14 protein-coding genes are annotated in these 14,041 nt (G+C 72.5%); 7 read left to right on the top strand and 7 right to left on the bottom strand.

The features are described 5' to 3' along the window. Positions 1-148 precede the first annotated feature (148 nt). Positions 149-388 (top strand): hypothetical protein, encoded by a 240-nt coding sequence (locus ABTY04_RS13315; protein WP_352213480.1) that lies wholly within the window; start codon positions 149-151, stop codon positions 386-388. A gap of 75 nt (positions 389-463) precedes the next feature. Further along, the gene (locus ABTY04_RS13310; protein WP_352213479.1) at positions 464-940 is read left to right on the top strand and encodes a macro domain-containing protein; all 477 of its coding nucleotides are present in this window, start codon (positions 464-466) and stop codon (positions 938-940) included. A gap of 89 nt (positions 941-1,029) precedes the next feature. Here the strand turns inward: ABTY04_RS13310 and ABTY04_RS13305 are convergent, their stop codons facing one another. Then, on the bottom strand, positions 1,030-1,476 hold the full coding sequence (locus ABTY04_RS13305; protein ID WP_352213478.1) for a nitroreductase/quinone reductase family protein: 447 nt from the start codon (positions 1,474-1,476) through the stop codon (positions 1,030-1,032). A 135-nt stretch (positions 1,477-1,611) separates the two neighbouring features. Between ABTY04_RS13305 and ABTY04_RS13300 the strand changes: the two genes are divergently transcribed. After that, a complete protein-coding gene (locus tag ABTY04_RS13300; RefSeq protein ID WP_352213477.1) occupies positions 1,612-2,187 on the top strand; it encodes a hypothetical protein in 576 nt (191 codons plus the stop codon). An 83-nt stretch (positions 2,188-2,270) separates the two neighbouring features. Here ABTY04_RS13300 and ABTY04_RS13295 read toward each other — a convergent pair whose 3' ends face one another. From ABTY04_RS13295 to ABTY04_RS13280, 4 genes are all read right to left on the bottom strand, one after another. Next, complete coding sequence (locus ABTY04_RS13295) at positions 2,271-2,456, bottom strand: hypothetical protein (protein WP_352213476.1); 186 nt, start codon at positions 2,454-2,456, stop codon at positions 2,271-2,273. A 79-nt stretch (positions 2,457-2,535) separates the two neighbouring features. Beyond that, complete coding sequence (locus ABTY04_RS13290) at positions 2,536-3,543, bottom strand: YdcF family protein (protein WP_352213475.1); 1,008 nt, start codon at positions 3,541-3,543, stop codon at positions 2,536-2,538. A 105-nt stretch (positions 3,544-3,648) separates the two neighbouring features. Next, positions 3,649-5,220 carry an N-acyl-D-amino-acid deacylase family protein gene (locus ABTY04_RS13285; RefSeq protein WP_352213474.1) on the bottom strand — a complete coding sequence of 524 codons (1,572 nt, stop codon included), beginning with the start codon at positions 5,218-5,220 and terminating at the stop codon, positions 3,649-3,651. A 9-nt stretch (positions 5,221-5,229) separates the two neighbouring features. Beyond that, the gene (locus ABTY04_RS13280) at positions 5,230-6,510 is read right to left on the bottom strand and encodes an amino acid deaminase (protein ID WP_352213473.1); all 1,281 of its coding nucleotides are present in this window, start codon (positions 6,508-6,510) and stop codon (positions 5,230-5,232) included. 136 nt (positions 6,511-6,646) lie between these two features. Here ABTY04_RS13280 and ABTY04_RS13275 point away from each other — a divergent pair, with 136 nt between their 5' ends. Beyond that, positions 6,647-7,408, top strand: coding sequence for an IclR family transcriptional regulator (locus ABTY04_RS13275; protein ID WP_352213472.1), 762 nt, complete (start codon positions 6,647-6,649; stop codon positions 7,406-7,408). A gap of 95 nt (positions 7,409-7,503) precedes the next feature. Here ABTY04_RS13275 and ABTY04_RS13270 read toward each other — a convergent pair whose 3' ends face one another. Both ABTY04_RS13270 and ABTY04_RS13265 read right to left on the bottom strand, forming a co-directional pair. Continuing rightward, positions 7,504-8,841, bottom strand: coding sequence for a M14 family metallopeptidase (locus ABTY04_RS13270; RefSeq protein ID WP_352213471.1), 1,338 nt, complete (start codon positions 8,839-8,841; stop codon positions 7,504-7,506). A 126-nt stretch (positions 8,842-8,967) separates the two neighbouring features. Continuing rightward, positions 8,968-10,662, bottom strand: a complete 1,695-nt coding sequence (locus ABTY04_RS13265; protein ID WP_502996626.1) for a chitinase — start codon at positions 10,660-10,662, stop codon at positions 8,968-8,970. Between the two features lie 383 nt (positions 10,663-11,045). Here ABTY04_RS13265 and ABTY04_RS13260 point away from each other — a divergent pair, with 383 nt between their 5' ends. From ABTY04_RS13260 to ABTY04_RS13250, 3 genes are read left to right on the top strand one after another with little or no spacing between them, the layout of a single operon-like run. Beyond that, positions 11,046-11,975: a hypothetical protein gene (locus ABTY04_RS13260; RefSeq protein ID WP_352213470.1), complete on the top strand. Its 930-nt coding sequence runs from the start codon at positions 11,046-11,048 to the stop codon at positions 11,973-11,975. 40 nt (positions 11,976-12,015) lie between these two features. After that, positions 12,016-12,717, top strand: coding sequence for a Flp pilus assembly protein CpaB (cpaB, locus tag ABTY04_RS13255; protein ID WP_352213469.1), 702 nt, complete (start codon positions 12,016-12,018; stop codon positions 12,715-12,717). A 7-nt stretch (positions 12,718-12,724) separates the two neighbouring features. Beyond that, the gene (locus tag ABTY04_RS13250) at positions 12,725-14,038 is read left to right on the top strand and encodes a CpaE/TadZ family protein (RefSeq protein ID WP_352213468.1); all 1,314 of its coding nucleotides are present in this window, start codon (positions 12,725-12,727) and stop codon (positions 14,036-14,038) included. Positions 14,039-14,041 lie beyond the last annotated feature (3 nt).

Genomic DNA, 14,041 nt, shown 5'->3' with positions numbered 1-14,041 from the left:
TGTTGCGCTCGTCACGCCCGGGGCGCGGACGGGCCTGAGTGCGGGCCTGTGCGCGGGCCTGAGTACGGCGCCTGAGTACGCGCACTCATGCGCCGCGGTGGCGGTACGGCGCAGGCTTGCCCGAGGGGCCGGAGGGAGAGGCGGGGCAGTGGAATTCGTGGTCGGTGACATGGTGATCAGCACGGCGGGAACGGACGGGGACGACCGGGCGATCGAGTTCCTGGTTGCATCGCGGGGCGGGGAGGACGCCGAGGAGGCGCACTTCGCGATCTACCGCGAGCACGGCCGGGGCTGGGAGGCGGCCCGGCTGGCCATCGACCCGCTGTCGGGCAGTGTCCCGGTCGCGGCGGTGGAGTGGGCGGTGGAGTTCGCCCGCGAGTACCTCTGACGGCCGGGAGCCCTCGGGCGGAGCGGTTGTCAGTGGCCGTCCGTAGTGTCGGGGTGGGCGGAAAAGGGGGCGGGAGTGAAGCAGCTGAAGATCATCGCGGGGGACGCGACCAGCCCGCAGGCCGCTGGGCCGAAGATCATCGCGCATGTCTGCAATGACATCGGCGGCTGGGGCAAGGGGTTCGTGGTGGCGCTCTCGAAGCGCTGGCCCGAGCCCGAGAAGGCGTACCGGTCCTGGCACCGGGGCCGAAGCGGCAACGACTTCGGCCTGGGTGCGGTGCAGCTGGTCCGGGTGAAGCCGGACGTCTGGGTGGCCAACATGGTCGGCCAGCGCGGCATACGCACGGGCAGCGGCGGCCCGCCGATCCGCTATGACGCGGTGGAGCGCTGTCTGGCGGCGCTCGCCGGGCACGCGCTCGAACTGGGCGCCTCGGTCCACATGCCCCGTATCGGCTGCGGCCTGGCCGGCGGCAAGTGGTCCCGCATCGAGCCGCTGGTCACCGAGGCCCTGTGCGCGCGGGACGTGGCCGTGACCGTCTACGACGTCGCCTGAGCGCCCGGCCCGGCCCGGCCGCCGGCCGGTGGTCACCGGGCCGGGGCGCGGCGCTCGGGCGGGCCCGCGGAGGCGGCGTCACGGGGTCGTCAGGGGGTGATGACGACCAGCGGGATCTCGCGGGGGGACGCCGACGTCCGGTAGTCGTCGAAGAGGGGCCAGAGGGCCGTCATCGCCGGCCAGTAGACGTCCCGCTCCGCCGGGCACGCCGTGCGGGCCCTGGCCTGGAACACGGCCGGGCCGACCTGGAGGCGGACCTCCGGGTGGGCGGTCAGTCTCCGGTACCAGGCCGGGTGCTCCGGGGCGCCCCAGCCGGCCGCGAGCACGATGTGGCGGCCCGCGTCCTCGGCGTAGATCAGCGGTGTCCGGGCGGTCCGGCCCGTGGGGCGGTCGACCGTGGTGAGCAGGAGCGTGGGGACCCCGTGCCAGAGGTGGCCGTCGAGTCCGCCCGTCGCCACGTAGTCCCGTACGTGGTCCCGTTCGCGGCCCGGCTTCGGGTCGGTGGGGTGGTTCCAGTCGATGGTGATCGTCTGCATGGCGGTGCCTCCGAGTCAGGCCCCCCGCGAGACTTAACGATCCTTCACCGATTCTGGATGCGGTCGCCCGCCGGCCCCGCGGGGCCGGCGCCCCGCACGTTGTGCATCATGATCGACATCGGTGAAAATGCGCCCATGACCAGGGAAAACACGGGCCGGTTCATCGGCGCGACATTCGGGCTCGCCTTCGTGCAGGTGAATGCGGCCGCCTTGCCTCCGGCCGTCGGCATCCCCGTGAGGGTGCTCGCGGCGCTCGCGTTCGTGGGCCTGTTCCTCGCGCTGCGCCGCGCCTCGGCGTCCCGGCCGGCCAAGGCCGCGGCGAGGGCGGGCTTCGGACGGCGCTACCGGTTCGTGGTGGCCGCCGAGGCGGTCGTCGGACTGGCCGGGATCCTGTTCGTCGACCTCGTGCTGCACACCCCGCATGCCATGGTGGGCTGGATCGCGCTCGTGGTCGGGCTGCACTTCTTCGGGCTCGCGGCCATCTGGCGCATGCCGTCGCTGCACTGGCTCGGCGCCGGTATGTCGGCGTGCGGCGCCGCGGGCCTGGTGCTGGCCGTCTGCGGTTTCCCCCAGGCGGCCGTCGCGGCGGTCGCGGGCGTCGTCCCGGGGGCCATGCTGCTCGGCTCGGTCTGGTGGGACGTCCTCGCCGGCGCGCAGCACCTGCGCGCCGCCACCACCCCTGCCGCAACCGCCCCCACCACCGGTTCCTAGGAACCGACGGCGTGCGGCCCCGGCCCGGGGTGCTGTCCCCGGCCGGGGCCACCAGCAGCTTCCGTGCCGCGCCACCGCCCGGGCTAGGGGAGGAAGCGCTCGATGACCTGCGGCCCCTCCTTCTCGATCAGCTGGCGCGCCTTTTCGAGCCGCTCCGGAGTCGGCTCCATGCCCTGCACCATCACGAGGTCCTCGGGGTCGTACGGCCGTTCCCCGCCGCTGAAGAGCTTGGCCGGCCGCTTGGGCTGCTGGTCCGATTCACTGTCCATCGGTTACCTCCTCGGAATGCCCCCCGGTCCCCTCATCCTCCGGCGGCACCACCATGAACGCACCTCGGCACCCGCGTGCTCACGCGGAGGCGGCCGCCAGCGCCGTCAGCGCGACGATCCCGGCGCAGATGCCCAGGTTGACCGTCCGGTGCTCCCAGAACACGGCGACGAACTCGCGGAGGGTGGCGCTCGGCCAGAAGTACGTGGCCGTCGGAGAACCCAGCACCTGCCCGTTGACCCCGGCCCTGCGGGCCGCCATCGCGGCCCGACAGGCGTGGAAGTTGTTCGTGACGACCACGCAGCGGTAGCCGGGATCCGCCCCGGCCATGATCGTGCGGCTGAACGCGAGGTTCTCCTTCGTCGTGCGGGACCGGTCCTCCAGCCGTATCTGCGCCTCCGGGACGCCCTGCGCGATCAGCCAGCCGGCCATCGCCCGCGCCTCCGAGAGCCTCTCGTCCGTCCCCTGCCCGCCCGAGACCAGCAGCAGCGGCACCCGGCCGCCGCGGGCCACCTGGGCGGCGTGGATCTGCCGGCCCTTCTCCAGCCGGGAGGCCAGCAGCGGGGACACCCGCTCGCCGCAGATGAGGCCGGAGCCCAGCATCACCACGTAGTCGACGTCGCCGCGCACCGTGATCCGCCCGTAGAGGAAGGCATAGGCGAGGAAGCAGAGGAAGATGAAGGAAACGTAGCCGACGAGCATGACCAGGCCCGCCACCATCGTGTCCACGACCCGCGAGCCCCGGCCCGCCACCCCGAGGACCAGCGCGATCAGCGCGAAGATCCCGAGGCCCGCCGCCATGGACAGCAGATTGGTCGGCCTGCGGCCCTCCTTGCGGACCATCGTCAGGCCGTTGCGGATCAGGTAGGCGCCGAGGACGAGCGTGCCGGCCGTCGGCACGGTCAGGACCAGCAGCACCGCGATCGCGTCGAGCGGCGCCGGCAGCCGGGGTATCTGGAACAGCAGGCCGACCGACCCGCACATCAGGGTGAGGCCCAGGAGGACCGCGTTCCGGAAGCGCCGGCGGTCCTCCCGCACACTCACGCAGAAGAGGACGAAAAACAGCGCGGCGGGGACAAAGGCGAACATGCCGCCCATCGTAGGCGGACGCGCCCGAACGCTGGCGTGCACGGCTGCCCGCACACCTCGAAGTGCCGTCCGGCGCAGCGGAGTTGCCCCCGTCGGCGGCCCTGATCAGCGGCCCCGGTACGGGGTCCTGCGGACCGGTCGGCCGGCCAGGGCGTCCGTCCTGCGTCCGTCGCGCATCACGAACCGGCCGTCGATCAGCACGTGCGGGATACCGGCCGGCAGTACGCGCGGGTTCTCGTACGTGGACCCGGCCGCGACCGTGTCCGGATCGAAGAGGACGAGGTCGGCGCGGTGGCCGGTGCGCACCAACCCCCGGTCGGGCAGGCGCAGCCGGGCCGCCGGACGGCCGGCCAGGTGGGCCACGCACTCCTCCAGCGAGAGCACGCCGAGCTCGCGCACGTAGTGGCCGAGGTAGTGCGGGAAGGTGCCGTAGGCCCGCGGATGCGGTTTCGCACCCTGGAGGATGCCGTCGGAGCCGCCGGTGTGGACCCGGTGGCGCATGATCGTCCGGACGTTCTCCTCGTGGCCGACGTGCTGGAGGACCGTCGGCCCCAGCCGGTCCGCCAGCAACAGCCGCCGGGCGGCGTCCCAGTCCCGCAGGCGGGTGCCGACGTACGCCCCGAGCGCGGGATCCGCCGTCCCCGAGATCTCGATCGCCGGCCAGTCGACGGGCACGCCGTGGCAGCCGTCCGACCCGGTCACCTCCAGCGCGTACCGGATCCGCTCGGCCTCGGCGTCGTCGCGCAGACGCGCGAGCACCGCCTCGGGGCCGCCTTCGCCGGCCCAACCGGGCAGCAGCGCCACGAGGGTGGTGCAGCCCGGGGTGTACGGGTAGCTGTCGAGGGTGATGTCGGCCCCGTCGGCGAGCGCCCGGTCGAGCAGCGCGAGCAGCTCGGGTGCCCGGCCCGCGTTCTCGCCGAAGTTCATGGTGGCGTGCGCGAGGTGCAGCGCGCAGCCGGCCTCCCGGGCCAGCCCGATCACCTCGGCGTACGCGTCGAGCGCGCCGCGCCCGTACGAGCGGTGGTGCGGGCAGTAGTAGCCGCCGTATGCGGCCACCACCCGGCACAGCTCGGTCAGTTCGGCGCCGGACGCGTACATGCCGGGGGTGTAGGTGAGCCCGGAGGACATGCCGACCGCGCCCTGCGCGAGGCCCTCGGCGACGAGGGCGCGCATCCGGTCGAGCTCGGCGGGGCCGGCGGGGCGGCCGTCCCAGCCGAGTGCGTACGCGCGGACGGTGCCCTGCGGGACGAGGTACGCGGCGTTGACGGCGATGCCGGTGCGGTCGAGCCGGTCCAGGTAGCCGGCCACGTCCCGCCAGGTGAACTCGACGTCGTCGCCCGGCCCGTTCCAGCCGGTGACGGCCGCCCGCACCCCGGCGAGGGTGCGGTCGTCGACGGGCGCGTACGACAGCCCGTCCTGGCCGAGGACTTCGAGGGTCACGCCCTGGGCGGCCTTGGCACTGTGGTCCGGGTCGCGGATCAGGGCGAGGTCGCTGTGGGCGTGCATGTCGACGAAGCCGGGGGCCAGCGCGAGGCCGTGCGCGTCGACGGTGTGCCGGCCGCCGGACCGGATCCGGCCGATGTCGGCGATCCGGCCCCCGTGGACACCCACGTCGGCGGTGTACGAGGGCCCGCCCGTGCCGTCGACGACGCGGGCCCCGCGGATGACCAGGTCCACCGGCTTCGGCTAGAAGAAGGTGCGGACGTAGTCGGTGACCGTCCCGTCGGCCTCGACGACCGGGATCAGCGGCCACTTCTCGAAGATCGTGCAGGGGTGGGACATGCCGAGCGCCACCCAGTCGCCGACGTTCACGTCGTCGGCCGAGCCGGTCTCCAGCCAGGCGTGCTGGTCGGACAGTTTGACCACGCTGATGCCGGTGGCCGGGCGCTCCTCGCCGGTGAGGGCGTCGCGGACCAGCTCGGCCTCGGGCAGCCCCAGGTCGTAGGCGATGTCGCGCTTGCCGGCGTTGACGAAGGCCTGCGTGGGGGAGGGGCGGGAGACGACCTGGGTCCAGAGCCGGAAGGCGGGGCGCAGTCCGCCCTCCTCCGGGACGCGGTTGAAAGGGGTGAGGCGGGTGTACCAGCCGTGGTCGTGGGAGACGTACGCGCCGGAGCGCAGCAGCCGCAGGGTGGGGCGGGACAGCTCCGGGAGCTCGCCGAACACGTCGGCGACGGCGTCGAACCAGGCGGAGCCGCCGGCGCTGACGACGATCTCCTCCAGGTCGGGGGCGAACCGCCCGTCCCGGTCGAACTCGACGGCGAGGGCGGTCATCCGGCGCAGGTACGCGTGGACGGAGTCCGGATCGGCGCCGGGGACCTCTGCCTCGTACCCGGCGACGCCGACGAGGCGCAGGGTGGCGGCCTCGGCCACGGCGTCGGCGACGGCCCGGCAGTCGTCGTCGGTCCGCGCGCCGGTACGGGCGCCCTCGCCGGCACCGAGCTCGACGACCACGTCGACGACCCGGGACTGCCCCTGCAGCGCCCGGTCCATGAGCCGGACGCCGCGCACGGAATCGACGTAGCAGACGAAGCGGAAGCCGGGGTCGGCGGCGAGCTCGGCGACCACCCAGCGCAGCGCCGCCGGGTCGACGAGCTCGTTGGCGAGGAAGATCCGCCGGATGCCGAAGGCGCGGTAGACGCGGGCCTGGTGGGGGACGGCGGCGGTGATGCCCCAGGCGCCGTGTTCGAGCTGGCGCTGGAAGAGCTGCGGCGCCATGCAGGTCTTGCCGTGCGGGGCGAAGGCCAGGCCGTGGCGGGCGGCGTACGCGCCGAGGGCCGTGAGGTTGTGCTCCAGCGCGTCGGCGTCGAGGGTGAGGACGGGGGTGGTGAACCCGCCGGTGTGGAGGTTCCGCTTCTCGGCGGCCAGCTGCCCGACGGTGAGGGCGGACCGCTCGGCGTCGGGGGGCAGCCCCTTGAACCGGTGGTCGACCGGTTCGTCGGCGAGCCGTCGGACTGCGTCGCTGCCCATGCGGAATCCTCCTTGCGTTGCATCCACTGCAACGGCCGTTGCGGTATGTGGCACTTGCTGTCTAGCATCCTGCGTGACGACGGGTCAACGCCGCCCCGCGCAGCTGCAGCGGGCGGGGCGGGACGAAGGGACATGCGTGAGCCAGTCGGTGGAGCGGGCGCTCCGGATCATGCCGCTGCTCGCGAAGGGCCCGGCGGGCCTCGGTGAGGTGGCCGAGGAACTCGGCGTCCACAAGAGCACCGCGCTGCGGCTGCTGCGCACCCTGCACGAGCACGGCTTCGTCCACCGGCAGCCGGACGGCCGCTACCGGCTGGGGGCGCAGCTCTTCGCGCTCGCCGCGGAGGCCGTGGAGAACCTGGACGTCCGCACCATCGCCCACCCCCACCTCGTGGAGCTCAACAGGATCACCGGGCACACCGTGCACCTCGCCCTCCACCAGGACGACGAGGTCGTGTACATCGACAAGGTCGAGAGCCGCCATCCCGTCCGGATGTACTCCCGCATCGGCAGGCCCGTCCCGCTCACCGTCGCCGCCGTCGCGAAGCTGCTGCTCGCCGACCTCCCCGAGGAGGAGCGGCGCGGCCTCGCCGAGCGCATCGACTACCCCCGCTACACGGCCCGCTCCACACCCGACGCGCAGGCGTTCCTGCGCGAGCTGGCCCTCGTACGGGAACAGGGCTGGGCCACCGACCTGGGCGGGCACGAGGAGTCCGTCAACTGCCTCGGCGCGCCGGTGCGCGGGCCGGACGGGCGGGCCGTCGCGGCGCTGTCCGTCTCCGCGCCGAGCGTGGTCGTCACCGCCGAGGGGCTGCTCGAACTGCTGCCCCTGGTCCTGCGTACCGCCGACACCATCGGCCGGGAGTACTCCGGCTCCCCGCAGAAGGAGGACACCCCGTGACCGCGCCCTCGCCGTCCTCGGCTAGCCGGAACACCGGGCCGGGCAGGCGGAAGGGGCGCCCCCCTGGTGGCAGGGCGCCCCGGGCCGGCCGGCCGTCAGACGCAGTACTGCGACTGCTTGCCGATCGAGCGGTACATGCAGTCCGCGTTCTCCAGCAGTTGCAGGACGGCGTCGCGGTTGCGTGCCGTCTCGCGGTCGATCACCTCGTCCGGCGGGTAGAAGCCGCCCCCGCCGCCGGTGTCGGACGGGTACATCTCGAAGGTGTAGGCGAAGATCTTCTGGTTGCCCCACAGCCAGTCGTCGATCGTCCCGTCCGTGATGTACAGGTCGCTCGACTGCTCCGGGGTGTAGCCGTTGCTGTTGGCCATGCTCGTGCCGATGGTCTTGTAGACGGCGAGGTCGTCGGCCGTCATTCCGGGCGCCGTGTCGTCGTACGTCCACCCGAACGGCCACAGCACCAGCTCGCTGTACGTGTGGAAGTCGATGGCGGCGGTGATCTGCTGCTTGCCGCCGACCACGCGGCTGCGGACGAAGTCCGAGACGACCTTCACCTCGGGGGCCGACTCGCCGGCCGCGCCGCGGTAGGTCTCGGAGCTCTTGCTGCTGCTGGAGCCGCCACAGCAGCCCCACTTGTAGTTCCAGTTCCGGTTCTCGTCGGTGCCGACGTACGAGGAGCCCGCGTTCGGCTGCCGGTTCTTGCGCCAGGAGCGGTACGAGCCGGTCGCGATGTCGTACTCGCCGCCGTCCGGGTTGAGGTCCGGCACGATCCAGATCTCGCGGGAGTTGACCATGTTGGTGATCCGCGTGTCCGTGCCGTACTTGGAGCCGAACTCCTTGAGCAGGTAGAGCGCCATCTCGACGGTCAGGTGCTCGCGGGCGTGCTGGTGGTGCGTGAAGAGCACCTCGGGCTCGTTCTCGTCGGTCGCGACGTTGTCGCTGATCTTGATCGCGACGATGTCCCGGCCCTGGTACGACTTCCCGATCACCTTCTTGCTCATGATCGAGGGGTACTGCGCGACGCGCTGGTCGATCTCCGCGTTCGCCTCGGCGTAGTTGTGGTACATCGAGTCCTTGGACGGGAAGTCCATCGGGCTCGCCGCGACGCCCCGTTCGGAGCGGTCCGGCGGTCCGGGCAGCGCGGTCAGCTTGTACCCGAGCGCCCGCAGGGCCTTGGCCTGCATGGTGTCGGCGCTGACGACGACCGAGCGGGCGTCGACCTCGTCGATGGAGACACCCGTACGGAGCAGGGCCGTTCGCTCGGCCGCCGTGGCCGGTCCCTTGATCTCGTACTGGACGATCGCCTCGTCCTGGGTGGCGGTCGAGGGAGTGGGCGGCGGGGCCGCCGTCGCGCTCATGCCGTAGGCGGGTGCGCCGAGCGCGAGAGCGAGCAGGGCCGCCGTGACGGCGGCCCTGCGTCGTGTGTGAAGCCGCATGCGATCTCCTGGGTGGGGAGTGTGGGGGTAGCCGCGCGGACGCGCACAGCGTGCGCTTGTGGCATGTCCGGGTCAAGAGCTGCAATCCGGCCAAATCTGCCGGGATGCCACCCCCACACGTACCGCCTAGGGCAGGCTGTGAACCTTGGGACCCACCGCGTTGGACCAAGCACCACCCGCCTTGGCGTCCCAGTTGGTCGACCAGGTCATCGCGCCGCGCAGCCCCGGGTAGGTCCGCGACGGCTTGAACGATCCGCAGTTCGTGCCCCTGGCCAGGCAGTCCAGGGCGTTGTTCACGATGGTCGGGGAGACGTACCCGCTGCCCGCGCCGCTCGGCGAGGCCGGGACGCCGATGCCCACCTGTGAGGGGTCGAGCCCGCCCTCCAGCTGGATGCAGGCCAGCGCGGTGAGGAAGTCCACCGAGCCCTGCGAGTAGACCTTGCCGTCACAGCCGTTCATCGAGCCGCTGTTGTAGTACTGCATGTTGACGACGGTGAGGATGTCCTTGATGTTCAGCGCCGTCTTGAAGTAGCCGCCCGCCGGCGACTGCATGTCGATGGTCTGCGGGGCCATCGTGAGGACGAGCGAGGGGCCGGCCTTGGCGGACAGCGAGCGCAGCGCCTGCGTCATGTAGGTCGGGTCGAGGCCGTTCTCCAGGTCGATGTCGATGCCGCTGAAGCCGTACTCCTGCATCAGCGCGTACGCCGAGTTCGCCAGGTTGTTCGCGGAGGCCGGGTCGTTCACCGAGATGGTGCCCTTCTCGCCGCCGATGGAGAGGACCACCGACTTGCCGGCCGCCTTCTTCGCAGCGATGTCCGCCTTGAACTGCGCGACCGTGTAGCCGCCGAGACCGGCCGAGTCGAGGTTGAAGGCGATGGCGCCGGGCGTGGTCGTGGCGTCGGCGAAGGAGACGGCGATGATGTCGTACGGGGACGGGACGTCGGAGATCTTCTGGACGGTCGCCCCGTTGTTGAAGTTCTGCCAGTAGCCGGTCAGTGCGTGCCTGGGCACCGACGGGTTCGGGTCCGGGTTGCCGCCGCCGGTCGTCGTGCCGGTCACCGCCGCCGACTTCGGGCCCTCGCCCGCCGCGTTGTACGCGCTCACCTGGAAGGAGTACGAGGTGGCCGCGGCGAGCCCGGTGATCTGGGCGGGGGAGCCGGACACGGTCCGGACGCGGACGCCGTCCTGGTACACGTGATAGCCGGTGGCCCCGCTGACCGCGTTCCACGAAAGGGTGAGCCCGTTCGCGCTCTGGCCGGAAACGGCGGTGCCGGCCGGGGCGCCGGGGACGGACGGGCCGGGGTCGGTGCCGCCGCCCCCGTCCGGGCCGAAGACGCTGAAGTCGTCGACGACGTACGCGGGCTGCCCGTACCAGCCGTGCGTCCACACCGTGACCCGGGTGGTGTTCGGGCCCGTGGCGAAGGTGGTGGACAGCTGCTGCCAGCCGCCGCCCGAGCCGGGGGTCCAGGTGGACGCGTCCTGCGTGCCGGTCCCGGTCACGCCGAGGTACACGTACGAGCCCTGCACCTGCTCGCTGAGCGTGTACGTCGAGTTCGGCCTGACCGTGACGGTCTGACTGCACTGCGCGTTGTCCTGGCCCGACGGGGTGCCCTTGAGGGCGCCGGCCCCGGCGTGCACGGGTGAGGAGACGACGGCGCCGCTCCCGGAGGTGCACGTCCAGTCGGCGAGGCCGGACTCGAAGCCTCCGTTACGGGCGACGTTGACGTCGGCGGCCTGCGCGGTGCCGGTGGCGAGGGCGGTCAGACCGCCTGCGGCAAGGGTTGCGGCGCCCAGGAGGGCGAGCGTGCGTATGCGGTTCACGTGGTCTCCGTGGGGGGAGAAGGGGATGTGAAGGAGGTGGTGGGGCGGGTGGGAGCGCGCCTGGGGGCATGGGTGGGGGAAGCCCCCGTCGACGAGTGGCGACGCGCTGGCCCCAAGTTGGTCCAGACCAATCCCCGTGTCAAGGCTCTTTGCAATGTGGCTTGAACTGATCGGGTGTCCGATCCCGGTTGTCCGGGTTTCCCGCCACCTGTGACTCGGGGCCGCAACACGGGAATTACCAAGGCCCTGCCCTGCCAGGGGCGACGCGGATATGGTGCTGGGGCAAGGGGGAAGGGCACCGATCGTTTGCGGTCGCGCAGGGGTGCGCGTACGTGACGGCCGTGCCGACACAAGGGGCGTACGGGGTGAACAGGGGGATTCGCGTGCCGACCGCCATTGCCGTCACCAGCGCCGATCTGGTGCTGCCGGCCCCCGACCGGCACACGCCGCCGGCCGTTGTACTGCACCCGCCGGGACAGCTCGACCTGGCGGGCGCGCTCGCCGAGACGAGCGCCCTGCTGGAGCGCCACGGCCATCTCGTGGCCGTCGTACCGCCCTGGCTCCCGGCGGCGACCGTCCGGAGGCTGCACACGGTACGGGCCATTCTGGAAACCGACCGGATCGCGCTCCTCGGCATCGATCTGCCCCCGCTGGCCACCGCTCTGCTGGTGCGTCAGCTGCGCCAGCTCAGCGTCTGCGACTTCAGTCCCGGCGTCATCGCCTCCGCGGCCCGGCTGCTGTCCCACTACATCCACGCGGGGGCCCTGCTGGGCTCGGTCGCCAAACTGGACCGGGTCCCCGTCAGCCTCAAGGCCCACGCCCGCTCGTGGTCGCCGAACGCGCAGTTCGCGGTACTGGCCCATCCGACCCCGCACCTGGTCAGGCTCGGCGGCTCCGGCAGGGGCGGCGTGCACGGCGCGGGCACCGGGCTGCCGCCCGGCCCCGGGTTCGCCACCCACCTCACCTTCGCGCGCGGCCAGCTCGCCTCCGACTGGGTGGCGGCCGAACTGGCCCCTGCCTGGCGGGTCCAGGGCGTGATGGAGAACCCGCTCCCGGCCGACTCGCCACTCTGGTGGGCCACGGCCAAGCTCGTGGAGTTCGCCGCCGCCATCCCGGACCCGGCCGTGCTCTACCAGCTGGTCGCCTCCGTCCGGAGCGAGGAGTGCCACTGGTGCGGCCTCGAACTCATCGGCGACCGCTGTGGATTCTGCTCCGCCCCGCTGGCCGCACCGCCCCCGGTGGAGAGAGCGGTCCGAACGGTGTCCGCGTTCTCCGGCTCCACCTCTGCCGGTCCCCCCAGACCGATCCGCTGACCGCCCCGAACGATCGAAGAACGGCGAGGTAGTACGGTCCATGAACTCACGCCAGCGCCGCGGCGTCATCCTGCTGCTCCTGTCGGTCCTGTGCGCCCTCGCGGCGTTCGGCGGCGTCCTCGTGGTCATCGGCGACGTCAATTCCAAGGTCGGGGCCGAGGTCGCCGCCTACCGCGCCAAGGGCGACATCGCGCCGTACAGTCCGCTGTCGCCGGGCCAGTTCGAGGAAGTCTCCATCCCCAAGCGCTGGCTTTCCGCCACCGCCGTCACCGACCTCGGGCAGCTCAAGGACAAGATCGCGCTCACCACCCTGCGCAAGGGCTCACTGCTCCAGGCGGACATGTTCGTCGACAAGCCGCAGCTCCAGCCCGGCGAGCAGGAGATCGCCATCATGATCGACGCGGCGACCGGCGTGGCCGGCAAGATCTACTCGGGGGCCAAGGTCAACATCATCGCCACCTTCAAGGGGGCCAAGGACACCGAGCCCTCGCGCTCGGTGATCATCGTGGCCAACGCCCGCGTCCTGAACGTCGGCAAGCTCACCGCCCTCGACAAGGACAGCGACAAGAAGGGCCCCGCCGAGGCGGTCCCGATCACCTTCGCCCTGAACACCAAGGACACCCAGCGCGTTGCGTACGCCGAGTCCTTCGCGGAGCACGTACGCCTGGCTCTGGTGGCCCCCGGCACCGACTCCGCGCCCGGCGCGGGCGACCGCACGTACACCCTCGACGGGGACAAGTGAGGCCCGGATGACCACCCGTATCCTCCCCGCGGCCGGCGACCCGGACGCCGCCCGCGCCATCTCCACCCTCCTCAGCCAGCTCCCGGCCGCCGAGCCGGGCGCCCCGGTCGCCGACTCCACCACGCTGCTGGACACCCTGGGGCGGCTGGCTGCCGAGTCCGTCGACGAACTGCCCGAGGTGGTCCTCGTCCACGAGCGGATCGGCCCGGTGCCCGCGCTCGACCTCATCCGCGAGGTCGCACTCCGCTTCCCGGCGGTGGGCGTGGTGCTGCTGTCCTCGGACGCCGGCCCGGCGCTGTTCTCGGCCGCCATGGACTCGGGCGCGCGCGGGCTGATCGGGCTGCCGCTCGCCTACGAGGAGCTCGCCGCCCGCGTCCAGGCCGCCGCCCAGTGGTCCGTGGGCGTACGCCGCCACCTGGGCCGGGGAGCCGACGTGTTCGCCGGCCCCGGCGGCAAGGTGGTCACCGTCAGCGGGGCCAAGGGCGGCGTCGGCACCACCTTCACCGCCGTGCAGTTCGCCCTGGCCGCGGCCGCCTCGGGACGGCGTACGGCCCTGGTCGACATGGACCTCCAGGCCGGCGACGTCGGCTCGTACCTCGACGTGCAGTTCCGGCGCTCCATCGCCGACCTCGCCGGGATCCAGGACATCTCGCCCCGGGTGCTCCAGGACGCGGTGTACGACGACCGCACGGGGCTGGCGCTGCTGCTGGCCCCGGCGGACGGCGAACGGGGCGAGGAGGTCGACGAACGCGCCGCCCGGCACGTCGTCGCCGCCCTGCGCAGCCGGTACGAGCTGGTCGTCATCGACTGCGGCACCCAAGTGACGGGCGCGAACGCGGCGGCCGTGGAGACCGCGGACGTGGCGGTCCTCGTCACCACCCCGGACGTCGTCTCCGTACGCGCGGCGAAACGGCTGGTCCGGATGTGGGAGCGGCTCCAGGTCCGCAAGGCGGAGGACACCGCGATGGTGGTCAACCGCTGGAGCAAGCACACGGAGATCCAGCCCTCGCTCATCGAGAGGATCACGAAGACCCGGGCCACCCGGACCCCGGTGCCGGCGGCCTTCAAGGAGCTCCAGGCGGTCGTGGACGCGGGTCGGGTGCAGGACCTCGACAACCGCTCCACCGTGAAGCAGGCCCTGTGGACGCTGGCCGGCGAACTGGGCCTGCTGTCACCCCCGTCCACGGCGGAGGCGGAAGCCGCCGCCCCGGGTACCCCGGGCGCGGCCCTCGCGGTACGGGCCCCCGGCCCGGTGGCACGCCTGCGCGGCGGCGACCGCGGCGCGGCGGGCCCCTGGCTGCGCCGCGGCCGGGAGGGCTGACGC

Origin of the sequence: Streptomyces sp. NPDC097981 (genome assembly GCF_040302565.1) — a bacterium.
Lineage (GTDB): Bacteria > Actinomycetota > Actinomycetes > Streptomycetales > Streptomycetaceae > Streptomyces.
This window is presented reverse-complemented; position numbering and strand designations above follow the sequence as displayed.